The 21,656-nt window shown below is 71.7% G+C and carries 20 protein-coding genes; 9 read left to right on the top strand and 11 right to left on the bottom strand.

Annotated features, from left to right (window positions below):
- Window positions 1–504: 504 nt before the first annotated feature.
- Window positions 505–1,155 (top strand): DUF461 domain-containing protein, encoded by a 651-nt coding sequence (locus OG462_RS24100; protein WP_406060597.1) that lies wholly within the window; start codon window positions 505–507, stop codon window positions 1,153–1,155.
- A 142-nt stretch (window positions 1,156–1,297) separates the two neighbouring features.
- Here the strand turns inward: OG462_RS24100 and OG462_RS24095 are convergent, their stop codons facing one another.
- Both OG462_RS24095 and OG462_RS24090 read right to left on the bottom strand, forming a co-directional pair.
- Window positions 1,298–1,978: a response regulator transcription factor gene (locus tag OG462_RS24095; protein WP_015035162.1), complete on the bottom strand. Its 681-nt coding sequence runs from the start codon at window positions 1,976–1,978 to the stop codon at window positions 1,298–1,300.
- Window positions 1,975–3,204 (bottom strand): sensor histidine kinase, encoded by a 1,230-nt coding sequence (locus tag OG462_RS24090; RefSeq protein WP_406060595.1) that lies wholly within the window; start codon window positions 3,202–3,204, stop codon window positions 1,975–1,977. Before OG462_RS24090 ends, OG462_RS24095 begins: the two co-directional genes overlap by 4 nt.
- Window positions 3,205–3,469: 265 nt before the next feature.
- Between OG462_RS24090 and phoU the strand changes: the two genes are divergently transcribed.
- Window positions 3,470–4,150, top strand: a complete 681-nt coding sequence (phoU, locus tag OG462_RS24085; protein WP_030323218.1) for a phosphate signaling complex protein PhoU — start codon at window positions 3,470–3,472, stop codon at window positions 4,148–4,150.
- A gap of 243 nt (window positions 4,151–4,393) precedes the next feature.
- The gene (locus OG462_RS24080) at window positions 4,394–4,549 is read left to right on the top strand and encodes a hypothetical protein (protein ID WP_406060593.1); all 156 of its coding nucleotides are present in this window, start codon (window positions 4,394–4,396) and stop codon (window positions 4,547–4,549) included.
- Between the two features lie 47 nt (window positions 4,550–4,596).
- Here the strand turns inward: OG462_RS24080 and OG462_RS24075 are convergent, their stop codons facing one another.
- From OG462_RS24075 to OG462_RS24060, 4 genes are all read right to left on the bottom strand, one after another.
- Window positions 4,597–5,064 carry a GNAT family N-acetyltransferase gene (locus OG462_RS24075; protein WP_406060591.1) on the bottom strand — a complete coding sequence of 156 codons (468 nt, stop codon included), beginning with the start codon at window positions 5,062–5,064 and terminating at the stop codon, window positions 4,597–4,599.
- Between the two features lie 146 nt (window positions 5,065–5,210).
- Window positions 5,211–5,606, bottom strand: coding sequence for a hypothetical protein (locus OG462_RS24070; RefSeq protein ID WP_406060589.1), 396 nt, complete (start codon window positions 5,604–5,606; stop codon window positions 5,211–5,213).
- A gap of 117 nt (window positions 5,607–5,723) precedes the next feature.
- The gene (locus OG462_RS24065; protein ID WP_406060587.1) at window positions 5,724–7,061 is read right to left on the bottom strand and encodes a S41 family peptidase; all 1,338 of its coding nucleotides are present in this window, start codon (window positions 7,059–7,061) and stop codon (window positions 5,724–5,726) included.
- A gap of 250 nt (window positions 7,062–7,311) precedes the next feature.
- Window positions 7,312–8,280 (bottom strand): helix-turn-helix transcriptional regulator, encoded by a 969-nt coding sequence (locus OG462_RS24060; RefSeq protein ID WP_406060585.1) that lies wholly within the window; start codon window positions 8,278–8,280, stop codon window positions 7,312–7,314.
- Window positions 8,281–8,343: 63 nt separating this feature from the next.
- On the opposite strand from OG462_RS24060, the gene OG462_RS24055 reads away from it, so the two are divergent.
- The gene (locus OG462_RS24055) at window positions 8,344–9,489 is read left to right on the top strand and encodes an epoxide hydrolase family protein (protein ID WP_406060583.1); all 1,146 of its coding nucleotides are present in this window, start codon (window positions 8,344–8,346) and stop codon (window positions 9,487–9,489) included.
- Window positions 9,490–9,592: 103 nt separating this feature from the next.
- Here the strand turns inward: OG462_RS24055 and OG462_RS24050 are convergent, their stop codons facing one another.
- On the bottom strand, window positions 9,593–10,351 hold the full coding sequence (locus OG462_RS24050) for a phosphoglyceromutase (protein ID WP_406060581.1): 759 nt from the start codon (window positions 10,349–10,351) through the stop codon (window positions 9,593–9,595).
- 126 nt (window positions 10,352–10,477) lie between these two features.
- Here OG462_RS24050 and OG462_RS24045 point away from each other — a divergent pair, with 126 nt between their 5' ends.
- Window positions 10,478–11,812, top strand: coding sequence for an MDR family MFS transporter (locus OG462_RS24045; RefSeq protein ID WP_406060579.1), 1,335 nt, complete (start codon window positions 10,478–10,480; stop codon window positions 11,810–11,812).
- Between the two features lie 19 nt (window positions 11,813–11,831).
- Here OG462_RS24045 and OG462_RS24040 read toward each other — a convergent pair whose 3' ends face one another.
- On the bottom strand, window positions 11,832–12,746 hold the full coding sequence (locus tag OG462_RS24040) for an MBL fold metallo-hydrolase (protein WP_406060578.1): 915 nt from the start codon (window positions 12,744–12,746) through the stop codon (window positions 11,832–11,834).
- Window positions 12,747–12,862: 116 nt separating this feature from the next.
- Here OG462_RS24040 and OG462_RS24035 point away from each other — a divergent pair, with 116 nt between their 5' ends.
- Window positions 12,863–13,810: an AraC family transcriptional regulator gene (locus tag OG462_RS24035; protein WP_406060576.1), complete on the top strand. Its 948-nt coding sequence runs from the start codon at window positions 12,863–12,865 to the stop codon at window positions 13,808–13,810.
- Here the strand turns inward: OG462_RS24035 and OG462_RS24030 are convergent.
- The 3 genes from OG462_RS24030 to mshA form a co-directional block, all read right to left on the bottom strand.
- The gene (locus OG462_RS24030) at window positions 13,797–15,467 is read right to left on the bottom strand and encodes a glycosyl hydrolase family 28-related protein (protein ID WP_406060574.1); all 1,671 of its coding nucleotides are present in this window, start codon (window positions 15,465–15,467) and stop codon (window positions 13,797–13,799) included. The two genes, OG462_RS24035 and OG462_RS24030, sit on opposite strands and share 14 nt — an antisense overlap.
- A gap of 121 nt (window positions 15,468–15,588) precedes the next feature.
- The gene (locus tag OG462_RS24025) at window positions 15,589–16,089 is read right to left on the bottom strand and encodes a YbjN domain-containing protein (RefSeq protein ID WP_406060573.1); all 501 of its coding nucleotides are present in this window, start codon (window positions 16,087–16,089) and stop codon (window positions 15,589–15,591) included.
- Window positions 16,082–17,449, bottom strand: coding sequence for a D-inositol-3-phosphate glycosyltransferase (gene mshA, locus OG462_RS24020; RefSeq protein ID WP_406060571.1), 1,368 nt, complete (start codon window positions 17,447–17,449; stop codon window positions 16,082–16,084). Before mshA ends, OG462_RS24025 begins: the two co-directional genes overlap by 8 nt.
- A gap of 289 nt (window positions 17,450–17,738) precedes the next feature.
- Between mshA and OG462_RS24015 the strand changes: the two genes are divergently transcribed.
- The 3 genes from OG462_RS24015 (at window position 17,739) to OG462_RS24005 (ending at window position 21,613) form a co-directional block, all read left to right on the top strand.
- Entirely contained in the window at window positions 17,739–18,533 is a 795-nt protein-coding gene (locus OG462_RS24015) for a class I SAM-dependent methyltransferase (protein WP_406060569.1), read from the top strand.
- 353 nt (window positions 18,534–18,886) lie between these two features.
- Window positions 18,887–19,936, top strand: a complete 1,050-nt coding sequence (locus OG462_RS24010) for a C40 family peptidase (RefSeq protein WP_406060567.1) — start codon at window positions 18,887–18,889, stop codon at window positions 19,934–19,936.
- A 423-nt stretch (window positions 19,937–20,359) separates the two neighbouring features.
- Entirely contained in the window at window positions 20,360–21,613 is a 1,254-nt protein-coding gene (locus tag OG462_RS24005) for a PP2C family protein-serine/threonine phosphatase (protein WP_406060566.1), read from the top strand.
- Window positions 21,614–21,656 lie beyond the last annotated feature (43 nt).

Raw genomic sequence — 21,656 nt, 5'->3', positions numbered from 1 at the left:
CGGTATTCGCAGGTCGGAGCGGCTGCGCGGACGGAGAGAAACGCGCACGTTACACCTACCCGAAGCCCCTCCAGGGAGGGTCGATGCCCCGTTTTGTCGGGTTCGGAGTGGGCTTACCAACGTACTCCGTTCGAGGATCGTCCACCCGTACGGATGCATCACGGGGTGATTCCGCAATTGATCAGCGGACGCGGGTCCGGGATTTTCCGGAGGCACGGCTCCGGGGAATGCGGGGCGGCCCTCGAATTGATCAAGGCGGTTATGTGAACAACAGGTCAATGGGTCGTGATCCGGCCACGGCCTGCTCACGTAGGGCGACGAGCAGGACGGCCCGCGGGGCGCCCCCGGCGCGCCCCCGAGACGCCCATGGCCGGTTAGGGGCGGGTCGGGTGCGGGACGGAGAGTGCGGCTCGGTAACCTAAGCGCGCTGACGCACCTTTAGTTGGACCTTGGTTCCGAAGCCTGTCCATAGCCTGTCCGTACGTCATAGGAGATGCCGCCGCCGTGAGCCGCAGCCTTCGACGCGGCGCCCTCGCCGCCACCGCCATCGTTTTCTCCGTTGCCGCACTGTCCGCCTGTGGGGCGGGCAACGACGCGCAGACGCTCGGCGTCCGGCCGGACAACGCCGCCGTCACGGTGGACGACGTCAAGATCCAGAACGCGCTCGTGATCACCCAGCCCGAGCCCGGCGTCAAGGGCCCGGCCGTCGTCTCGGCCACCGTCTTCAACAACGGTGACCTGCCCCAGACGCTCGACTCCATCAGCCTCCCGGGCAGCAGCGCGTCCGTGACGCTGAAGGCGGCCGAGGGCACCGGCCCGATCACCGTCCCGGCCGGCGGCTCCGTCATCCTCGGCGGCGCGGGCAACGCCTCCGCCGTCATCGAGAACGGCAGCGAGGCCGCCCGCAACGGTGACGCGCAGAGGGTCGTCTTCAAGCTGAGCAAGACCGGCGACGTGAGCCTGAGCGCCTTCGTCGTCCCGGCGACCACGTACTTCAAGGACTTCGGCCCGACCGTCGTCCCGGCGCCCCCGGGCACCAAGCCGACCGCCACCGCGTCGCCGTCGGGCGAGGCCGAGGGCGAGCACGGCGGTGAGCACGGCGGCGAGGCCACGGGCGAGCCGTCGGGCGAGGCGAGCCACACGGCCGGTCACTGACCGGTACGGCCGTACATACGCCTGAAGGGCGCCCTCCCCGGCCGGGGAGGGCGCCCTTCAGGCGTATGGCGTGCTGTTCTTCACCGCTGGAGAGCGTGCGGACCCGCGTACCGCTGGAGAGCGGACGGGCCCGCGTACCGGTTTACGGCTCGAACTTGTAGCCCAGGCCTCGGACCGTGACCAGGTAGCGCGGGGCGCCCGGGTCCGGCTCGATCTTGGCGCGGAGGCGCTTGACGTGGACGTCGAGGGTCTTGGTGTCGCCGACGTAGTCCGCGCCCCAGACCCGGTCGATGAGCTGCATACGGGTCAGCACGCGGCCCGCGTTGCGCAGCAGCATCTCCAGGAGGTCGAACTCCTTCAGGGGCAGGTCGACCTTGCCGCCCGCGACCGTCACCACGTGGCGGTCGACGTCCATACGGACCGGGCCGGCCTCCAGGGCCGCGGGGGTGACCTCCTCCGGCTCACCGCGGCGGCGCAGGACCGCGCGGATGCGGGCGACCAGCTCCCGCGAGGAGAAGGGCTTCGTCACGTAGTCGTCGGCTCCTATCTCCAGCCCGACGACCTTGTCGATCTCGCTGTCCTTGGCCGTCACCATGATGACGGGGACGTTCGAGCGGCCGCGCAGCTGACGGCACACCTCGGTACCGGGCAGCCCCGGAAGCATCAGGTCGAGGAGAACGAGGTCGGCCCCGTTGCGCTCGAACTCGTCGAGGCCGTCGGGCCCGGTCGCCGCTACAGCGACTTCGAAGCCTTCCTTGCGAAGCATGTAGGACAGAGCGTCGCTGAAGGATTCCTCATCCTCGACGACAAGCACTCGGGTCACGGAAGGACCTCCGGGGCAGGAAGCGGTTCGGTCATGAGATCAGGGGTGAGGGACGAGGCGGGTCGGCGGTCCCGTACGGCGCCCGCCTCGGGCAGCCGCAAGGTGAAGGTGGAGCCCTGACCCTCGGTGCTCCAGACGGTGACCTCTCCGCCGTGGGAGGCGGCCACGTGCTTGACGATGGCCAGGCCGAGCCCCGTACCGCCGGTGGCACGGGAGCGGGCCGGGTCGACGCGGTAGAAGCGCTCGAAGATCCGCTCGCGGTCCCTCTCGGAGATGCCGATGCCCTGGTCGGTCACGGCTATCTCGATCAGGTCCCCGCCGGGCGCCGCGATGTGGCGGGCGGCGATGCCCACCCTCGTACGGGCCGGTGAGTAGTTGACGGCGTTCTCCACGAGGTTGCCCAGGGCGGCGGCGAGCTGACCGCGGCTGCCCCAGACGTACAGGTCGGCCGCGCCCCCCGACACCATGGTGATCTGCTTGGTGGAGGCGGGCTGCCGGGAGCGGTCGATCGCCTCGGCGACGAGTTCGTCCACGGACACGGGCTCGGAGTCTTCCAGCGGGTCGTCGTTCTGCACGCGGGAGAGGTCGATGAGCTCCTGTACGAGGTTGGTGAGGCGGGTCGCCTCTATCTGCATGCGGCCGGCGAAGCGGGTGACCGCCTCGGGGTCGTCCGAGGCGTCCATGACCGCCTCGGAGAGCAGGGACAGCGCGCCCGTCGGGGTCTTGAGCTCATGGCTCACGTTGGCGACGAAGTCGCGCCGCACCGCTTCGATACGACGGGCCTCGGTGAGGTCCTCGACCAGCAGCAGCACGAGGCGCGAGCCCAGCGGGGCGACCCGGGCGGAGACGGCGAGGACCTCGCCGCGTCCGCTGCCTCGCCGGGCGAGGTCCAGCTCGACCTGCCGTATCTCTCCGTCACGGCGGGTGTCGCGGGCCATGTTGAGCATCGGCTCGATGGCCAGTTTCCCGCCGCGGACCAGGCCGAGTGCGTACGCCGCCGAGCTCGCCTTCACCACGGAGTCGCTCTCGTCGAGGACGACCGCGGAGGAGCGCAGCACGGACAGCACGGTGTCGACGCCGGGCGGGAGCACGGCGTCGGTGTGCAGGGAGGTTCGGGTGGGTCTCGCCTGGTCGCGCTCGCTCCAGCGGAACGCCAGCATGGCGATCACGCCGGTGCACACTCCGGCGATCGCGGCCAATGCGGCAACCGCCGCGTTCACGTCCATGCCTCCAAGGTTATGCGGGTGCGACGACTCCCTCCCAGCCGTCCGAGTGGCTGCTCGAACAGTCGTCGCCCAGAGTTCACTGTGAAGACGGGGCCGGTTCATTTGCCCCGCAGGGGGCGGTGGCGCGTGTCGCCCAGAGTTCACCTTGGGGAAAGTGCCGGTTCATGTGAGGGGGTGGAACCGGACGCGTAGGGGGCCGAACGTGGGAGCGTGGGGGTCCGAAGCCCCACCCGGACCCCGGAGCTTTGCGTAGAGAGGGACATCCATGCGGGACGCGTACCACGAGGAATTGGACTCGATCGGCGAGAGCCTGGTCGAGATGGCCCGACTCGTCGGGTCGGCGGTCGGGCGCGCCACGACGGCGATGCTCGACGCGGATCTCAAGCTCGCGGAGAGCGTGATCGCGGCGGACCAGAAGGTCGACGACCTCCAGCACGAGCTGGAGGCCCGGGCCATCGCACTGCTCGCGCGGCAGCAGCCAGTGGCGACGGATCTGCGGATAGTGGTGACCTCGCTCCGCATGAGCGCCGACCTGGAGCGGTCGGGCGACCTGGCACAGCACGTGGCGAAGCTGGCGCGGCTGCGGTTCCCGGAGTCGGCGGTGCCGCGGGACCTGCACGCGACCATCCTGGAGATGGGGCAGCTGGCGCAGCGCCTGATGGCGAAGGCGGCGGAGGTCATCATCACGAAGGACGTCGACCTGGCGCTCCAGCTGGAGCAGGACGACGACGAGATGGACCTGCTGCACCGGACGCTGTTCCAGCACCTGATCGACGACCGCTGGAAGCACGGCATCGAGACGGCGGTCGACGTGACGCTGCTCGGCCGCTACTACGAGCGGTTCGCCGACCACGCGGTGTCGGTGGCGAAGCGTGTGGTGTACCTGGTGACGGGTGAGCACGCGGACGAGCTGCAGGCGGCGGACGCACCGGTCGAGGGCGCGTAGCGCCCGTCCGGCGGATCAGGGTCGGGTCGCTCCGGCCATGATCCGCCGGGCAGGCCTTACGGGTTCCACGGGACGCCGGGCAGGCCTTACAGGTTCCACGGGCTCCACGGACCCCACGAGCCCCACGGGCCCCACGGGCTCCACCGGCTCACCCGCGCGGGCGCCGATGCGCCGTTGATGCGCCGGTCCGGGTGGGCATGCAATGGGGGGAGGCGACGTGCGCCTCGAAAGGGAGGACCCACCATGGCCGAATCCCCCACGACCGTGACCGACTCCGGGCCGGAGGCGCCGCGCGAGGCGGTGCACCTGCCCCTCCTGGGCGCCTGCGGATGCGGCTCGGGCTGCGGCTGCGGCTGCCAGTCGGGCGGCCCGTGCCAGTGCGGCGGCTGCTCCGGCTGACCCGGGCGGGGGTGGAGTGCGGCATCCGCACCCCACCCCCTCTCCCTCTATATGTCCAGCACGCCGACGGTCTGGTCGCCGCTGGTCTCCCCCGTCGTACGGAAACCGAGACGGTGGTAGAAGGCGCCGGGCCCGTTGTCGCCGGGTTCCCAGGTGACGTACAGGTGCTGCTCGCCGCGCCGCCGCAGCTCGTCGCGGACGGCTTCGACGGCGAAGCGGCCGTACCCCTTGCCCTGCCCCTCGGCGGCGATGTTGAGCCGCCAGAGACCGCTGCGCCGGTCGGTGGGGTCCTTCTTCGGGTTCCAGGGGAGGTCGAGGAAGGCCATCAGGAAGCCGACGAGCCGGTCGCCGTCGAAGATCAGCCGCGGCCAGGCGGCCTCCCCGAAGGCGTACGCCTCGGCGAGGGAACGCACGACGGGGGAGACGTTCCGCTCCTGGTGGGGGTGGACGCGCAGGTCGAGCGCGGCGTCGATCGTGGCGGGAGTGATCTTCTCCAGGCGGAGTGCGGTGGTCATGGCCCGGACGATAGCCGGATCGCAGGCAGCCATCGCGTGATTTCTGCGAGGGGCGGCGGCTGGGCGGTGGCGGCCCCGGCGGCGACGACCGGTACGGAACCGGGCGGCGCGAGTGATCCAGCCGCCGCCCGCTCGCCTTCCGCCTCCTAGCGCACGAACACCACGGAGCGGAGCTTCAGCCGGTCCGAGGCGGGCCGGCCGTGGGGGCGCAGGGTCCAGGAGTCTCCCGTGCAGTCGGGCTCGGTGAAGACGATCGCGAACTCGTCGGTGTCGTTGTGCGGCGCGAACGCGGGCTCTGAGGCGCCGGGGTCGGCGGCCTCCGGGATCGTGACGCACTCGCCGCTCGCCGGATCGAGCAGCGTGCCGGTCTGCGGCTCTCCGCTGATACCGATGTACCGGTAGTGGAACTCGCCGGTCGCGGCGTGGGCGGGCGTGGCCAGGGTGGCGGTGAGGGCAAGGGCGCCGCAAGCGGCGGCGAAGGAGTGCCGGAGACGCACGAACGTTCTCGTTTCATGGGAGGGGACGGATTCCTTCGCACTCATGCCTCCTCCTCACAGCCTCCACGCGGAGAGCGCGCGCCGGAAGGTTTCCCCCTCACCCGTCCGGCGCAGCTCCCGTGCTTCGGGCCTCGGCGTGCCGGGCCTCAGCGTTTCAGGGTTTCAGCGCTTCAGCGCCGCGACGGCCGTGTCGAAGGCCGAGTCGCGGTTCTGCTCGAACTCCTCCTCGGTGAAGACCGGTGTCGGCAGGTGCGGGGGGATGCCGGTGATGTCGAAGGTCCTCCCCGTGCGGGTCAGGAACTCCTCGTTCGGGAGCGAGAACTCCATGCCGTTCGGGAGCGAGCGTTCCAGCATGTCCGAGAAGACGCCCTGGGTCGGTCCGCCGACGCGGACGGTCCGGCCGGGTCGGTCGATGAGGGCCTGGGTGAAGGTCTCCCCCGCGCTGAACGTCGTGTCGGCCGTGAGCAGGGCGACGGGGCCGGTGTAGCGGGGGGCGTCGTGGGCCGGTTCCACCCGGACGGACTGCGGCGGGGTGTATTGGGTGCGCTTGCGGTAGGCGAGGTGCGGGGTGTCGGTCAGGCGTCCGGCGAGGTGCACACCCAGGGCGTCGTCGCCGCCGCCGTTGAGCCGGAGGTCGATGATCAGTCCTCGGAGGGAGTCCGTGCGCTCACGGGTGAGGATTGCGTCCAGTGCCCGGTCCAGTTCGGCGAGCTGGCCGGCGTACGTGCGGTCGTTCGGGTCGTAGCCCGCGAATCCGGAGATCCGCAGGTAACCCTGCCCGTCGGGCAGGTCGGCGTAGGAGATGCGACCGTTCCCGAACTCCTGCGGGTTCTTCCCGCCGAGGTCCCGACGGATGATGTGCGCCTTGGCCCTGGCGTCCAGCAGATCGGGCCTGATCGTGGTGCCGGGCCGGACGTGCGGGTCGGAACGGAGCTTCCCGTAGGAGACGGAGACGTGCGCGTCGTTCAGCGGAGCCACCATGTCGTCGAAGAGGGCGAGGAGTTCCTCCCTGGTGGTGTCCGCGTGGACCTTGGGGCGGTAGGTGTCCCGGACGGCGTGCCAGTCGATGCCCCGGTCCGCGAAGAAGGGGTAGTTCTCCTCGAAGGTCTGCCAGAAGACGTCGAAGGCCGTCAATGCCGTCACCTGGTCGGTGGGCAGCACGTGGTCGCAGGTCTTCGGCAGCGCTGCGAGGCGCCGCAGTCGGCGGTCGCCGGTGGAGCCGGCCACGTGCAGGGTTCCCTGCGGGCGGACCGTGAGCAGGGTCTTGTCTTCGGTGCGATAGGTGCCCGGGGCCGTCTGCACGGCCTCCTCGCCGGGTACACAGCTGATCGCCGTGGTCTGGTACTCCTGCAGGTGCCCGTCCGCGATCGACAGGACCGTGCCGTAGCCGTCGACGCGCCAGACGCCGTCGACCGAGCTCCCGGCGCCGGTCGGGTGTCCCGCCGCGACGGCGGGCAGGGCCGTCCCGGCGGCCAGGGTCGATGCCATGACGATCGTCATGGCGATGGCTCCTCCGAGCCTCTTGTGTCGCATTCGGTTTCCCCGTTCTCGTCCACGGCGTGCCGGGCCTGTGCGGCCCGACACAGAAAACGATCATGGTCGGGACTCATGCCCGGGGAACATCCGGCGAACCCGTAGCCCGATCGGGGGGGTAACCCCCGGACGCCCCCGGCCCACGGGTACCGGCTCCCGAGTCCCGAGTCCCGAGTCCCGAGTCCCGAGTCCCGGGTCTCACCAACCGGGGCTCGCCTCAGCGGGGCGGCGGAGTCGAGCGGCCATAGCGGAGCGCGAGCCGGCGGAGGTGGGTGACGAGTTCCTCCGGCTCGGTGACGTCGAAGTCGAAGTCGAGCATGCCGAGATAGACGGCGAGGGTCTGCACCGTGTCGGCCCCGGTGGTCAGGACGCAGCTGTCGGCGTCGATGGCCTCGACCGTGCCGACCGCAGGGTTGATCCGCTCGATCACCGCCGTCGCCGGCGCATGGACGGTCACGCGCGCGTGGTGGCGCCAGGCCGCGCTCGACACCCGTCGGGAGACGTACGAGGCAACGTCGCCGCCGGGCAGCTCGCGCGGAGCGAAGCGCGGTCCTGTCGGGGTGCGGGGCTGGATCCGGTCGATCCTGAACGTACGCCAGTCCTCGCGCTCGACGTCCCACGCGACCAGATACCAGCGCCGTCCCCAGTTCACCGCCCGGTACGGCTCCACCACGCGGCGTGTGGACGCGCCGGCGTGGTCCAGGTAGTCGAAGCGCAGTCGTTCCTGGTCGCGGCAGGCGGACACCAGGGTGGTCAGCACCTCTGCGGAGACGGTCGGCGCCGGACGGTCGGCGGGCACGGCCACGGTGTAGTTCTGGAGTGCCCGCACCCGTCGGCGCAGCCGCGAGGGCAACACCTGCTCCAGCTTGACCAGCGCCCTCAGCGCGTTCTCCTCGGCGCCCGGGACAGCGCCCTGCGCGGCGGTGCGCAGCGCGATCGTCACCGCGACGGCCTCCTCGTCGTCGAGGAGCAGCGGGGGCACCGCCGCCCCGGCACCCAGCTTGTAGCCACCGGTGGATCCGCGTGTGGCGTCCACGGGATAGCCGAGCTCGCGCAGTCGGTCGATGTCGTTGCGGACGGTGCGGCCGCTCACCCCCAGGCGCTCGGCCAGTACGGATCCCGGCCAAGCCCGCGGGGTCTGCAGGAGAGAGAGCAGGCGCAGCAGTCGTGCAGAGGTGTCGAGCATGAAACCCAGCCTGTTGTGTCATTAGGAACGCAACGTGCCTATATCGAGAATACTGTTTCATCCATGGAGATCAGCAGCAGCACCGGCGCCCGGATCCACCCGTACCGCATCGACATCGCGCAGGCCGAGATAGACGATCTGCACGACAGGCTGGCCCGTAGCCGCTGGGGCAGCGAGATTCCCGGCACCGGCTGGAGCCGGGGGGTCCCCACCGACTACCTCAAGGCCCTGGCCGCGTACTGGGCCGACGGTTTCGACTGGCGCAAGGCGGAGGCGGAGCTCAACGAGTTCCCCCAGTTCACCACCGAGATCGACGGCCAGAACATCCACTTCCTGCACGTCCGTTCGCAGAATCCGGCGGCCGTCCCGCTGCTTCTGCTGCATGACTGGCCCTGCTCGTTCGTGCAGTTCGTCGAGGTGATCCGACCACTGGCGGAAGACTTCCACGTCATCGTGACCTCGACGCCCGGCACCGGCTTCTCCGGTCCGCTCGGCGAGGCCGGGTGGAACACCGGACGCATCGCCGGCGCGTTCGTCGAGCTGATGGGCCGGCTCGGCTACGACTCCTACGGCGTCCAGGGAACGGGTGGCGGCGCCTGGATCGCCGCCGAGATGGGGCGCCAGGCACCCGATCGGGTCATCGGCATCCACGTCAACGGCCTGATCACCTTCCCCTCGGGAGACCCCGCCGAATTCGAGGGGCTCACCGAGCGCGAGCAGGAGCGGCTCGCCCGGCTGGAGGACTTCCAGCAGGACAAGATGGGCTTCAACGCCATCCAGTCGACCCGCCCGCAGACCCTCGCCTATGGACTGCACGATTCGCCCGTGGGCCAACTCGCCTGGATCACCGAGAAGTTCAAGGAGTGGACGGACCCCGCCGCCGAGCTTCCCGAGGACGCCGTGGGTCGAGACCGCCTGCTGACGAACATCAGCGTCTACTGGTTCAGCGGCACGGCCGGCTCCTCGGCGAACCTCTATTACGAGGCCGGCCACGATGCGAGCGCGTGGGCCCCGAAGGCTCGCGGCACCGTCCCGACCGGTGTTGCCGTAGCCCTGGGCACCGACGTCGCCATCCGCCGCTTCGCAGAGCGGGACCACAACATCACCCACTGGACCGAGCTGGAGCGCGGCGGCAACTTCCTCGCGCTGGAGCAGCCCGAGGCGTTCGTCACCGACGTCCGCGCCTTCTTCGGCGCACTCGCCGGCTGAACCCGGCATGCCCCCCCTGGGTGCCGGCGCCTCACGGCCCCGGCATGAGCGAGGCCCCCACTCGCGGAGAAACCGCAGGTGGGGGCCTTGATCACGCGTAGGGCTACTTCTTGCCCTGGTTCTTGACCGCCTCGATCGCCGCCGCCGCGGCCTCCGGGTCGAGGTAGGTGCCGCCCGGGTTGAGGGGCTTGAAGTTCTCGTCCAGCTCGTAGGCAAGCGGGATGCCCGTCGGGATGTTGAGGCCCGCGATGGCCTCGTCCGAGATGCCGTCGAGGTGCTTGACCAGGGCGCGGAGGCTGTTGCCGTGGGCCGCGACCAGGACCGTGCGGCCCGTCAGGAGGTCCGGGACGATCGCGTCGTACCAGTACGGGAGCATCCGCTCCACGACGTCCTTCAGGCACTCGGTGTCCGGGCGCAGCTCCGGCGGGATCGTCGCGTAGCGCGGGTCGTGCGCCTGCGAGAACTCGCTGTCGTCCGAGAGCGCCGGCGGCGGGGTGTCGTACGAGCGGCGCCACAGCATGAACTGCTCCTCGCCGAACTCGGCGAGCGTCTGGGCCTTGTCCTTGCCCTGGAGGGCGCCGTAGTGGCGCTCGTTCAGGCGCCAGGAGCGGTGGACCGGGATCCAGTGGCGGTCCGCGGACTCCAGCGCGAGCTGGGCGGTGCGGATGGCGCGCTTCTGGAGGGAGGTGTGCAGTACGTCGGGCAGCAGGCCGGCGTCCTTGAGCAGCTCGCCGCCGCGCGTCGCCTCCTTCTCGCCCTTCGCGGTGAGGTTCACGTCCACCCAACCGGTGAACAGGTTCTTCTCGTTCCACTCGCTCTCGCCGTGGCGGAGGAGGATCAGCTTGTACGGTGCGTCGGCCATGCGTACGAGCCTAATAGACCGCTGACGATTGACGCGCGTCGTCAATCCGCTGGCGTCCGGCCTGCGAGATGCGTAAGTTACGAGTGCCATAAGAGGGACTTACATGCACCAGGGGGCCGGCCACACATGTCCATCGACTCGCTCAGACGATCAGCCCGCGCGACGGTTTCCGGCCTCCCGCAGGGCTTCTGGTGGCTGTGGCTGTCGACCCTGGTCAATCGGACCGGGGCTTTCGTCCTGACTTTCCTCTCCCTCTATCTGACGGTGGAACTCGGGCACTCGGCGTGGTTCGCCGGACTCGTCGTCGCCCTCCACGGCCTCGGCGGCGTCGCCGGTTCCCCGCTCGGCGGCACGCTCACCGACCGCTGGGGCCGCCGCCCCACCATGGTCACCATGCACCTCGCGGCCGCCGCCTGCGCCGCCGCCCTCGCCGTCGTCACCAGCGCCTGGGCCATCGCGACGGTCGTCCTCCTCATGGGCGTCGCCATGCAGGCCGTCCGCCCCTCCATCAACGCGACCATCGCCGACATGGTCCCGGCCCACGAGGTGCGCCGGGCCTACGCCCTCAACTACTGGGCCCTCAACCTCGGCTTCGCCATCGCCTCCATCGGCGGCGGTGCCGCGATCTTCCTCGGCTACCGCACCCTCTTCGTCGTCGATGCCGTCGCCACCGTCCTGTGCGCCGTCATCGTCTTCCTCCGCCTTCCCGAGACCCGGCCCGAGGCCCGGACCGACAAGGCCGGCGAGCCGGTCGTCGAGGCCAAGGTCAGCATGTTCACCGTGCTGCGCGACGCGCCCTTCCGCACGCTCGTCCTCCTCAACCTCCTCGTCTGCCTCGTCTTCACCGCCCCCTGGATCGGCCTGCCCCTCACCATGGCGGGCCAGGGCCTCTCCCCCTCCTCCTACGGCGTCGTCATCGCCGTCAACGGCATCGTCATCGTCGGCTTCCAACTGCTCGTCAACAAGCTGACCGACAAGCGCTCCCCCGTCCTCCTGCTCAGCCTCTCCTCCCTCCTCTTCGCCCTCGGCACCGGCGCCACCGCCCTCGCCGGGTCCCCCGTCGCCTTCGCCGCGACCGTCGTCGTCTGGACGGTCGGCGAGATGATCCACGTCCCGACGAACGCCGCCGCCACCGCCCGCCTCGCCCCCGAGCACGCCCGGGGCCGCTACCAGGGCGTCATGGGCATGTCCTGGGCCGTCGCCGGTTTCGTCGCCCCGATCGGCGCCGGCGCGATCGTCGACGGCCCCGGCCCGAACGTCCTCTGGGCGGCGACCGCCGCGATCGGCGTCCTCGCCGCCGTCGGTTACACGACCCGACTGCGCAAGGCCCTGGCGGACGACACCTCGGGGCAGGACGGCACCTCGCCGCAGGACGCTCCCCAGGCCCGTAAGGGCGAGAGCGCCGACGCCGGTGTCTCCGGCTCCGACGCTGTTCCCGGGCAGGCCTCCGTCAGCGCCTGACGCCCCGGCCCGGCGCCCCTCACTCCGTCCCGTACGCCGCCCACCGTACGAGGCCGAACCCCTCCCCCTCCCTGCGCACTTCGGCGGCACCGGCCCCGCCGAAGTGCGCGGGCACGACCAGCTCCCGTTCGTCGGCGGCCCGTTCCAGGATCCGGCGGCGGCTCGCCGCCGCCCGGCCCGGGTCCAGGCAGAAGCAGCTGGCGCACGAGGGGTCGAGGATCTGTACGGGGCTGTGCAGCAGGTCTCCGACGAAGACCGCCCTGTCTCCCCCGGACGCGAGCCGCAGCACCGCCGAACCCGGCGTGTGGCCGGGCGCCGACTCCAGGGTCAGGTTCTCGTCGATGCGGTGGACGCCGTCCCACAGCCGGACCTGCCCGGCGCGGTGGACGGGCGCGACGCTGTCCTCGTAGACGAGCCGGTCCTCCTCCTGGAGGCCGTTGCCGTACGCGTTGTCCGGGCCGTAGTGGAAGTCGTCGGCGGCCGGGACGAGGTACTGGGCGTTCGGGAAGGTCGGCGCCCACGCCCCGTCGACATCGTGCGTGTTCCAGCCGACGTGGTCGGCGTGCAGGTGGGTGTTGACGACGACGTCGACGTCCTCGGGGCGGATGCCGGCCCGCTCCAGGCGGCCCAGGAAGTCGTCCTGCCGCCGGTGGAAGTGCGGCGAGTGCGGCCGCTCGCGCCCGTCGCCCACCCCCGTGTCGACCAGGACCGTCCGGCCCCCGCTCCGCAGCACCCAGCTCTGCAGCGCCATGACCGCGCTGCCGCTGTCCGGAGCCCAGTGGTCCGGTGCGAGCCACTCCTCGTTGTCCTTCCACACCTCGGCCCCGGCTCCCGGGACGATGCCGCGGGCCGGGCCGAACGGCCCCTGCCACTCGACGACCCGGATGATCTCGACGTCTCCCAGCACGATGCGCTGCGCGCTCTCCGTGTTCATGTCGCCGAGCCTAGGGAGGGCCGATTGAGCCTCTCAATGCTTGATCTGCTCCACCGAATACGCGTGTGTCTCATGAGCGCTCATGAGCGAGAGTCAGGGCGGTCTACGCTGCCGCCATGGACCTGGTGAGCGACGCGATCTCGGCCGTACGCATCGGGCGGCCCTCCTCCGACCGTGTACGGGTCGGCGGCAGTTGGTGCGCCCGGCTGGACCCTTACGACGGCGCGGGCTTCCACGTCGTCCTGAAGGGCGGCTGCTGGCTGCTGCCCGACGGCGGCGACCCGGTCGCGCTCGGCGCCGGGGACGCCGTGCTGCTCCCGCACGGCACGGGGCACGTCATCGCCGACTCGCCCGCCGACGCGGCGACCGTGGCACGAGCGGTGCCGTTCGCCCGGTGGGCCGACCGGGCCCTGCCGCAGCCTCCCCTGCCCGCCTTCCACACGCGCGAGCGCGAGGTCGAGATGGTCTGCGGCAAGTACCGGCTCGACCACGGCCGCGCGCACCCGCTCCTGGCCGAGCTGCCCCCGCTCGTCCACCTGCCGAACCGCGTCGGCCGCCACCCCGAGCTCCGCGCCGCCGTCGACCTGCTGGGCGGCGAGCTGGGCGAGCCGGCCGAGCGGCGGCCCGGCTCGGCCGTCGCGCTGCCCAGCCTGCTCGACCTGCTGCTCGTCTACATGATCCGGTCCTGGCTGGCCGAGACCACGGACGGCACCTGGCCTGCCGCGCTCGGCGACCCCGTGACCGCCGCCGCCCTGCGGGCGCTGCACTCCGACCCGGCCGCCCCCTGGACCAACGACCGGCTGGCGGCCGAGGCGGGCGTCTCCCGGCCCACGCTGGCCCGCCGCTTCACCACGCTGGTCGGCCGGCCGCCGATGGCGTACCTGACGTGGTGGCGGCTGACGCGCGCCGCCGCCCTGCTCCGGGACACCCCGGATCCGCTGGCGACGGTCGCGCGCCGCGTCGGCTACGCCACCCCGTACGCCCTCTCGCACGCCTTTCGCCGCGAGTTCGGCACGACGCCGGGCCAGTACCGGAGCGGCCGGGGCCGCGCTACCTCCGGCTGAGCGCCCGCTGGGCCTCGTACAGGTTCCGGGGACGCACCGATCCCGGGCTTCCGTACGCCTCCACGCGCGCGTGGAGGTCGCCCGTGAAGTCCGGGACGTCGGTCTGGTCGAATTCGCGGACTTCACTGATCCCGACCGTCGCGCTGTACGGGGCGATGGTGTCGATCTTCACCAGGCCGGCCCGGCCGTTCGTCACCGTCACGTTCCAGTGCGTGAAGCGGGCCCCGTAGAGGGGGCCTGCGGAGGCGTCGCCGCCGTGGCGGCCGTTGTTCTCGACCGTGATCTCGGTCCGTACGTTCGCGAAGGGCATGCCCCGGTGGGTGTCGAAGGTGCCCGTCTCCATCACCCCGCGCGACCAGACGTTGTAGCTGGACAGGCCCTCGACGTTGATGCCGTGGAGCTGGGTGCCGGCCGGAGCCGGGACCGTACGGGCGGCGATGCGGAAGTCCTCGACCAGGTTGTCGTGCGCACCCTCCCGGCAGAAGTACGGGTGGTGGGAACCGCGCCCCTCCACCCGCGTACGGCGCAGGGTGCAGGCGGAGGCGGCGACGAGCCCGAAGCCGTTGTCGACGTGCCGGACCACCACGTCCTCCGCCCAGCAGTCGTACGCGCACTGGAGGGTGACGCCGTTGTAGCCCTTGTCGAGGAGGTGCGGGGACTGTGGCGTCTCCATGGCCTCCAGGGTCAGGCCCACCACCCCGGAGTCGGTGAGCGCCTCGGCCCCTGAGATCAGTCGGGGGTCCCACTCCGGGCGCGCGTCGAGGGGGAGCGGGCGCTCCAGGGTCACCGTCCGGCCGCGTACGGCGGTGATCCGTACGGGCCACTCGTAGGGGACGTAGCTGGTCAGCTTCGTCTTGTCGTCCCAGACGTACGCCTGGGGGCCCGGGCCGTCGCCCGCCATGTGCTCCAGGAGGGTGTGAGCGGCGTCGTCGGCGAGGCGGAGGACGACCAGTTGGCCGCGTCTGAGTGCCGAGGGGTCGTCGACCGTGACCGAGCGGTCGCCCCGGCGGGCCGGGCGGACGGTCGTCAGGGTGGTCCACTCGTCGCGCTTGTTGCCGGTCCAGCCCTCGAAGGGCCAGGCCCGGTCCCGGATCGCGGCGACGAGGGAGTCGTGCCGCGCCCGCGGGGAGAGCCAGATCAGGCCGCCGGCCCAGGACCAGGAGGACTTGTCGCCGCCGTAGCGGGAGCCGTACGGGCCGATCAGTTCGGTGAGGTTCCGGGTGGCGAGCAGCTTCGTGCGGCCGGAGCCCGCGCCGCGCAGGACGACGCCGCTGTGGCCGATCCGGAGGTAGTCGTCGATCCGGTACGTGCCCGGCGGCAGCAGGACCGTGCCGCCGCCGCGCTCCCCCGCCTCCGCGAGGGCGCGGTTGATCGCGGGCGCCGAGTCGGTGCCGTGCACATCAGTCGTTCCGCGACGGGCGTCGGGGGTGGCTCCGTGGGCGAGGGCGTTCGCGACCACGCGCGGGCGGGGTGAGCGGCGGGCGCCGCCGTGGGCTCCGGCCCGGCCCACGTAGGGGATCTGGGGGTGGGTGTAGGGGGTGGCCTCGAACTCCTCCCAGAGCCCCGCGGGGCGGGTGGGCCGGGAGAAACCCGTCGTGCCCGCCGCTCCCGCCACTGCCACCGCGCCGCCGACGAACTGCCTTCTGCTGAGTGCCATGCCCCTGAACCTTTCACGTATATGAACGGTGTTCAGATCTGCGTCGGGCGTGAGCATGGCACTGGAAGCCCCTTGCGGGAAGAGGTCAGTTGGCAGGTATTTACGTCGCCTGGCCAGCCGGCTACTTGGTCGGCTTCTGGGTCAGGTTCTTGAACGCGTCGAGGTTCCGGGTCGACTCGCCCCGCGAGACCCGCCACTCGTACTCGCGCCGGATCGCCGACGCGAAGCCCAGCTCCAGGAGCGTGTTGAAATCGCCGTCCGCGGCCTCCAGGACCGAGCCGAGCAGCCGGTCGAGTTCGTCGGGCGTGACGGCGGAGAGCGGGAGCTTGCCGGCGAGGTAGATGTCGCCGAGGCCGTCGACCGCGTAACTCACCCCGTACAGCTTGAGGTTGCGTTCGAGCAGCCAGCGGTGGACGCCCGCCTCGTTCTCGTCCGGGTGGCGGATGACGAAGGCGTTGAGGGAGAGCGAGTGACGCCCGGCGCGCAGCGACAGCGTGGTGAAGAGCTTGCGCGTGCCGGGCAGTTTGACCACGTAGGAGCCCGGTTCGGGGGACTCCCACTCCAGTTCCGCGTCCTTGAAAGTGTCCTCGATGATCCTTCGGACGTCCTCAGCCTCAGCCATGGTGGGAGCGTACGCGACGGCGGTTCTCGCGCAGGCGATGGTCGTGCACGGCGGCCGTGTACACATCGGCCGTGCCCGAGGCCGCCGTGTCCCAGCCGAAGGACCCGGCGTGCAGGGCCGCCGCCGCACCCATCCGGGCCGAGAGCAAAGGGTCCGCCACGAACCGGCCGAGCGCGCGGGCGTAGTCCACCGGGTCGTGCCCCTGGACGAGGAAGCCGGTCACGTCGTCCCGTACGGCGACGGGCAGACCGCCCACCGCGGCCGCGACGACCGGAGTGCCGGCCGCCTGCGCCTCGATCGCGACCAGGCCGAACGACTCGCTGTACGAGGGCATGACGAGGACACTCGCCGCGCGGAACCAGTCGGCGAGCCGGTCCTGGCCCACCGGCGGGTGGAAGCGCACGATGTCGGCGATGCCGAGCCGGGCGGCCAGCTTCTGCAGGCCCTCCGGCTTCGCCAGGCCGCTGCCGCTCGGACCGCCGACCACAGGAACGATCATGCGGGAGCGAAGGGACGGGTCCTGGTCCAGGAGCTCCGCGGCGGCGCGCAGCAGGATGTCCGGGGCCTTCAGCGGCTGGATACGGCCGGCGAAGACCGGGACGAAGGCGTCCTGCGGCAGCCCGAGCCGGGCGCGGGCGGCGGCGCGGCCGTCGGCGGGGCGGAAGTGGTCGAGGTTGACGCCCGGGTGGACGACCGCGATCTTGCCGGGGTCCGCGTCGTAGAAACGGGCGAGCTCGTCGGCCTCCTCGGCCGTGTTCGCGATCAGCCGGTCGGCGGCGTCGACGATCTGCGTCTCGCCGATCACCCGGGCGGCGGGCTCGGGAGTGTCGCCCTCGGCGAGCGCCGCGTTCTTGACCTTCGCCATGGTGTGCATGGCGTGGACGAGCGGGACGCCCCAGCGCTCGGCGGCGAGCCAGCCGACATGGCCGGAGAGCCAGTAGTGGGAGTGGACCAGGTCGTAGTGGCCGGGGCGGTGGCCCGCCCACGCCTGCATCACGCCGTGCGTGAAGGCGCACAGCTGGGCCGGCAGCTCTTCCTTGGCCAGGCCCTCGTAGGGGCCGGCGTCGACGTGCCGGACGAGGACGCCGGGGGTGAGCTCGACGACCGGGGGGAGGCCGCCGGCGGTGGCCCGGGTGAAGATCTCGACCTCGATGTCGATGGCGGCGAGTCGTTTCGCCAGCTCGACGATGTAGACGTTCATGCCACCCGCGTCGCCCGTGCCGGGCTGATGCAGCGGGGAGGTGTGGACGCTGAGCATGGCCACACGGCGCGGGGTGCGGTTCCGGCCGGGGAGCCGGAGCCGGGTCGGCGCCGGGTGCCGGTGCCGGGTACCGGCGAACCGGGACACGTACTGGCTCACGTCGGCGGTCCTTCCGCTCGGGGACGAACATGTCGGGCTGACATGTCGGGCATGTCGTGCTGAAACGTGTCGGTGCTGACCTGTCCGGGCCGGCATGTCCGGGCTGACAAGTCGGCTGAGCACGTCGTGGCTGAGCTCGTGCACCGCGGGCATGACGGCGGGAGGGCGTGGTGCGCCCTCCGGCCCGGACAACACCGGAATGGACCCTTTCATTTCCATCGCCGGTGCCGCTTTACCAATTCATTACCAGGGCGCACCGCCCTCCACCCCCACCCCGTAACCTTTCGGCATGGCCCCGCGCACCACCCGCCCCGTCGGCACCCCGACCCGCGGGACCACCAACCCCAACCGACTTCGCCGCATGGACCGCTGGATCGCCGCCGTCCACGGACCCGCCCTGCGCCGCTCCCCCGAGCCTCCGCTCGCCGTGGACCTCGGGTACGGAGCCGCCCCCTGGACCGCGGTCGAACTCCTCGCCCGGCTGCGCACCGCCGAACCCCGCACCCGCCTCTACGGCATCGAGATCGAACCCGCCCGCGTCGAGGCGGCGAAGCCGTACGAACACGAGGGCCTCTCCTTCCTGCACGGCGGCTTCGAGGTGCCCGTGCCCGGCCCGGTCGCCCTGATCCGGGCCGCGAACGTGCTGCGCCAGTACGACGAGGAGCAGGTCGCGGCCGTCTGGGAGCGCCTGTGCGGGCGGCTCGCGCCGGGCGGGCTGCTCGTGGAGGGCACGTGCGACGAGATCGGGCGCCGGCACGCATGGGTGGCGCTCGACGGGAGCGGGCCGCGGACGGTGACCTTCGCGACCCGTCTCGGTTCGCTGGAGCGGCCGTCGGACCTCGCGGAGCGGCTGCCGAAGGCGCTGATCCACCGCAACGTGCCGGGCGAGCCGGTGCACGCGTTCCTGCGGGACTTCGACCGGGCATGGGCGGCGGCGGCCCCGTACGCCTCGCTCGGCGCGCGGCAGCGGTGGATCCGTTCGGTCCGCGACCTGGCGGCGGACTGGCCGCTGACGGACGGGCCCCGGCGGTGGCGCCAGGGCGAAGTGACGGTGCGGTGGGAGGCGCTGGCACCTCGGGGGTAAGGGGACGATCCCCTCGGGGGCGAGGGGACGACCACCTCGGGGGCGAGGGGAACCACCTCGGGGGCGAGGGGACGACCACCTCGGGTGGCGCGGGGACGGCGAGGGGGGCATCGGCGCGTCGAGGGGGCATCAGCGCCTTGCAGGTGACCACATGGGCCCCTTCTTTCCCTAACTCCTGCTGAATTTCCGGTACGTCGGGAACGCCACGCACGTATCTCTCGTCCCCCGGGGGGGGAGCAGGCCCGACAGGCCCCGGTTTCCCCTGTTGCTTTACGGTTTCGCATGGCACTATCGCCAAGGTCACCGTCAAGTTACTGACGGTAAATCAGATTTGGTCACTCGAGGGGGAGCTCGTGAACCGACGCCGCCACGCCACCGCCGCGATCACGATGATCTGCGCCTTGACCGTGCTGGCCTCGCCCGCGCTGACCCTCCAGGCCGCCGCCGCACCGCTCCCGCCTCCACCGCCGAAGAAGAGCCTGGAGGAGGTGCGCAAGGAGATAGACACCCTCTACCGGCAGGCCGCCGTCGCCACCGACGCGTACAACCTCGCGGAGGAGAAGACCGAGGAGCAGTCCGCCGAGATCGTCCGGGTCGCCGTGATGATCGTGGAGGGCCGCGAGAAGATCGAGGCCCTCAAGGCCAAGGCCGGTGCCACCGCCCGCGCCCAGTACCGCAACGGCGGGCTCCCCGACGGCGCGCAGCTCGTCCTCACGAACGACCCACAGCTCTTCCTCGACAACGCGGGACGCCTCAAGGCCGGGGCGAAGGCCACCACGGACCTGCTCGGCGACATGACCCGCACCCAGGCCCAGTTGGACGTCTACGCCAAGGACGCGGGCGTCAACTGGACCAAGCTGGAGGCCAACCGCGTGCGGCAGGCCCAGGCGAAGAAGGAGATCCAGGGCAAGATCGCCGCCGCGAAGAAGCTGGAGTCCGAACTCGCCGCCGAGGAGCGGGAGCGGCTGCGGCGCCTTGAGGAGCTGGCGCAGTCCCGGGCCCAGACGACCTGGCTCGGCACCGGCGTCCTCGCCGGCCTGAAGGCGGACACGACGCCGGCGGCGAAGAAGGCGATCGAGTTCGCGACCGCGCAGATCGGCAAGCCGTACGAGTGGGGCGCGGAGGGCCCGAACACGTACGACTGCTCGGGGCTGACCCAGCTCGCCTGGGGCACGGCGGGCCGGCCGATACCGCGCACCTCGCAGGAGCAGTGGCGTCTGCTGCCACGCGTGGACATCAAGGACATGCGACCGGGCGACCTGATCGTCTACTTCAAGGACGCGAGCCACATCGGGATGTACGTCGGAGGCGGCACGATCGTGCACGCGCCGCGCCCGGGACGGGACGTGACGCTCGCGGGCGCGGGCTCGATGGAGATCCTCGGAGTCGTCCGCCCGACGTGACGGACGCGTCCGGCGTGACGGGGGCGTCCTGGGTGACGGGGTACGAGGTCCGCGCGACGTGACGGGGGCGTCCGGGGTGACGGGGGACACCGCCCGTAGGACGTGACGGAGTCCACGCGCGGCGGCGGAACCGCGGGCGCCGCCCCGGCGTGACGTTTCTCATTGCCTCCGGGCCGGCCCGTCAGCCGTGCGGGGGCAAGTACCTCCCCTTCCGCGGCATATGCCAATCGCGACGCGGATGCCGACCCGCTGATCGCCATTCCGCTGCGCACCGCCCTACCGCTATGGTCCGGGACGGGCGGGACGCCACCCGGCGCCCGCGCGCACCCTCGGGGGGAGGGAAGGAAGACCGGACCGATGCCCGTATCCGTACCGCGTCAGAGAATCGTCTCTGCTGCTGCGGGACCCGGCGACGCCACCGCTATGGACGCCACCGCTATGACAGGCACAGTCACAGGAACCGATCGCACCGATCTCACTCTCCTGGTCGTCGAGGACGACCCGGCGGGTGCCCTCGCCGTACCCGAACTGCTCGACGCGGCGGACGCCGCCGGCACCCGGGTCCGGATCCGTACCGCCCGCAACCTCACCGAGGCCGAGCGGCTCCTCACCGACGACGTCCACTGCATCCTCGTCGACCTGTCCCTGCCCGGCCCCCGGGCCGCCGCGGGCGACGACCCGCTCGCCCCGCTGCGCCACATCCTGCAGCTCGCCCCGCGCCACGCCGTCCTCGCGCTCGCGGCCTCCGCCGACGCGGAGCTGGCGGCCGAGGCCGTACGGGTCGGGGCCCAGGACCACCTCTTCCGCGAGGAGCTCGACGGGCGGCTGCTCAGCCGGGCCATCCGGTACGCGGTCGAGCGCAAGCGGGCCGACGCCGTCCAGGTGAAGCTGGCGGAGTCCCGGCTGCGGGCGCAGGAGAACGCCCGCCTTGAGCGCGGGCTGCTGCCCACGCCGCTCCTTGAAGGCTCCGACCTGCGGTTCGCCGCCCGCTACCGGCCCGGCCGCTCGCGCGCACTGCTCGGCGGCGACTTCTACGACACCGTGCGTACGCCCGACGGCACCGTCCACGCGATGATCGGCGACGTGTGCGGACACGGCCCGGACGAGGCCGCGCTCGGCGTCGAGCTGCGGATCGCCTGGCGGGCCCTGACCTTCGCGGGGCTGTGCGGGGACGAGCTGCTCTCGACGATGCAGCAGGTCCTGGAGCACGAGCGGGAGAGCGAGGAGATCTTCGCGACCCTCTGCACCGTCGACATCGCGCCCGACGGGCGCCGCGCGGGCCTGTGCCTGGCCGGCCACCCGTCGCCGCTGATCGCCCGGCAGGGGCGGGCGGCACGGCTGCTGCCGTACGAGGACGGCGGCCCGGCCCTCGGACTGCTGCCGCGTGCCCGCTGGCCGCGCCGGCAGGTCGAGCTCGGCGGAGCGTGGAGCCTGCTCATGTACACGGACGGACTGATCGAGGGACGCTCGGCCGGGCCCGGCTCGCCGCGGCTCGGCCAGGACGGGATGGTCGAGATGATCAACCGGCAGCTCGCGTCGGGCCTGCGGGGCGAGGAGCTCCTGGAGGCGGCGGTGACGGAGGTCCGGTCCCTGAACGGCGGCGAGCTGACGGACGACGTCGCGGTCCTGGCCCTGGAAAGAGACCGGGACAGGGAAAGGGACAGGACCCGGGGATGACCCCCGGGCCCTGATGTCACTTCTTGCGGTCGGCGGTCTTGCG

It is taken from the genome of Streptomyces sp. NBC_01077 (assembly GCF_045162855.1).
Classification (GTDB): Bacteria; Actinomycetota; Actinomycetes; order Streptomycetales; family Streptomycetaceae; genus Streptomyces.
The sequence above is the reverse complement of the archived record's forward strand: the minus strand, read 5'-3'. Positions and strand labels throughout refer to the sequence as shown.

Excerpts from the sequence above, each read along its gene's own strand:
- OG462_RS24030 (WP_406060574.1), bottom strand. The coding sequence starts at position 15,467 with ATGGCACTCAGCAGAAGGCAGTTCGTCGGCGGCGCGGTGGCAGTGGCG.
- OG462_RS24070 (WP_406060589.1), bottom strand. The coding sequence starts at position 5,606 with ATGAGTGCGAAGGAATCCGTCCCCTCCCATGAAACGAGAACGTTCGTG.
- OG462_RS24055 (WP_406060583.1), top strand. The coding sequence starts at position 8,344 with ATGGAGATCAGCAGCAGCACCGGCGCCCGGATCCACCCGTACCGCATC.
- OG462_RS24005 (WP_406060566.1), top strand. The coding sequence starts at position 20,360 with ATGGACGCCACCGCTATGACAGGCACAGTCACAGGAACCGATCGCACC.
- OG462_RS24060 (WP_406060585.1), bottom strand. The coding sequence starts at position 8,280 with ATGCTCGACACCTCTGCACGACTGCTGCGCCTGCTCTCTCTCCTGCAG.
- OG462_RS24080 (WP_406060593.1), top strand. The coding sequence starts at position 4,394 with ATGGCCGAATCCCCCACGACCGTGACCGACTCCGGGCCGGAGGCGCCG.
- OG462_RS24015 (WP_406060569.1), top strand. The coding sequence starts at position 17,739 with ATGGCCCCGCGCACCACCCGCCCCGTCGGCACCCCGACCCGCGGGACC.
- OG462_RS24035 (WP_406060576.1), top strand. The coding sequence starts at position 12,863 with ATGGACCTGGTGAGCGACGCGATCTCGGCCGTACGCATCGGGCGGCCC.
- OG462_RS24050 (WP_406060581.1), bottom strand. The coding sequence starts at position 10,351 with ATGGCCGACGCACCGTACAAGCTGATCCTCCTCCGCCACGGCGAGAGC.
- OG462_RS24025 (WP_406060573.1), bottom strand. The coding sequence starts at position 16,089 with ATGGCTGAGGCTGAGGACGTCCGAAGGATCATCGAGGACACTTTCAAG.
- OG462_RS24045 (WP_406060579.1), top strand. The coding sequence starts at position 10,478 with ATGTCCATCGACTCGCTCAGACGATCAGCCCGCGCGACGGTTTCCGGC.
- phoU (WP_030323218.1), top strand. The coding sequence starts at position 3,470 with ATGCGGGACGCGTACCACGAGGAATTGGACTCGATCGGCGAGAGCCTG.
- OG462_RS24075 (WP_406060591.1), bottom strand. The coding sequence starts at position 5,064 with ATGACCACCGCACTCCGCCTGGAGAAGATCACTCCCGCCACGATCGAC.
- OG462_RS24040 (WP_406060578.1), bottom strand. The coding sequence starts at position 12,746 with ATGAACACGGAGAGCGCGCAGCGCATCGTGCTGGGAGACGTCGAGATC.
- OG462_RS24090 (WP_406060595.1), bottom strand. The coding sequence starts at position 3,204 with ATGGACGTGAACGCGGCGGTTGCCGCATTGGCCGCGATCGCCGGAGTG.
- OG462_RS24065 (WP_406060587.1), bottom strand. The coding sequence starts at position 7,061 with ATGACGATCGTCATGGCATCGACCCTGGCCGCCGGGACGGCCCTGCCC.